This is a genomic window from Ruficoccus amylovorans, from assembly GCF_014230085.1.
Taxonomy (GTDB): domain Bacteria; phylum Verrucomicrobiota; class Verrucomicrobiia; order Opitutales; family Cerasicoccaceae; genus Ruficoccus; species Ruficoccus amylovorans.
Map to the genome: position 1 here is coordinate 1 of NZ_JACHVB010000036.1, position 1,196 is coordinate 1,196.

At 65.6% G+C, this 1,196-nt stretch carries 1 protein-coding gene; it reads left to right on the forward strand.

The features are described 5' to 3' along the window. Window positions 1-301: 301 nt before the first annotated feature. Window positions 302-1,084, forward strand: coding sequence for a DUF932 domain-containing protein (locus H5P28_RS14210; RefSeq protein WP_185676381.1), 783 nt, complete (start codon window positions 302-304; stop codon window positions 1,082-1,084). Window positions 1,085-1,196: the final 112 nt, after the last annotated feature.

A 1,196-nucleotide genomic window follows, 5' to 3' on the forward strand; every position in this document is an offset into this window, starting at 1 on the left:
GTCGGGGCCGTCGATGAGGCCAGGGAGGTCCTCAGCCCCTTCCTCGTCGTCTCCGTGGCCATCCTCATCGGATCCATCGGCTACGCCGTGGGGGCGGTCAGGCGCTCCCCCTTCGTCCCCGAGTACCCCGAGCGCGAGCACCCCTACCGCTGAGGCGGTCAGGAGCTGCACGTATCCAAAACCCAATACAGCCCCGTCCCGGTCCCTCCAGGGCGGGGCTTTTTGCTTTCCAAACCCAACCACACAAAACCCACAACCCGAACCCAACAAACCAACCACCAACCGAAAGGAAACCCAACTCATGATCCACACATTACTGGAACCGCCCGCAGCGGCGGCCACCCTCCATCCCCAACCCCGCTGCAACCTCCTGCTGCACTGCGGCTCTCAGGCCGTCAACCGCAGCCGGATTGCGGAGGTCCCCACGCCGCCGCCCACCCACACCTGGCAACCCGTTGCCCACCTCACCGTCCTCAACACGGTCGAGCGGGCCCTGCTCGGGCGCGGCCTGGCCATCGTCAACAGCGCCTACGCCCTGGACAAGGAGGCCGACCGCTTCTTCGCCCTGCTGGAGATACGCACCGCCCGCGACGCCGGGGACTACAGCTGGATCGTCGGCGTCAGAAACTCCCACGACAAGAGCTTCCCCGCCGGGATCGTCGCCGGGACTCAGGTGCTGGTGTGCAGCAATCTGGCCTTCTCAGGCGAGATCAAGCTCGCCCGCAAGCACACCCGGTTCATCCTGCGCGACCTCGACGAGTTGGCCGACAACGCCGTCCAACGCCTCGTCGGGCGTTTCGGCGAACAGGCCCGCCGCATCGAAGCCTATAAGCAGGCCCGCCTCCGCGACACCCGCGCCCACGACCTCATTATCCGAGCTGTGGATGCAGGCGTCTGCTCCAACCAACACATCCCCAAGGTCCTCGACCACTGGAGAAACCCCGAACACCCCTGCTTCCGTGAGCGCACCCTCTGGTCCCTCCAGAACGCCTTCACCGAGGCCCTCAAGGGAAACCTCAACCTCCTGCCCACCAGAACCGAACGCCTCCACCAACTCCTCGACGCTCACGCCGGGGTTAACTGAGGAGCGGACGGCGGGAGGCAGCCTAAGGGCTGCCTCTGCTGTCCCCGGGCAGGTCGGAGGCTAACAATAAAAGAAGCCGCGCCTTCAGGCCGGCTTCTTTTTAGCTGGGAGC

Excerpts from the sequence above, each read along its gene's own strand:
- H5P28_RS14210 (WP_185676381.1), top strand. The coding sequence starts at position 302 with ATGATCCACACATTACTGGAACCGCCCGCAGCGGCGGCCACCCTCCAT.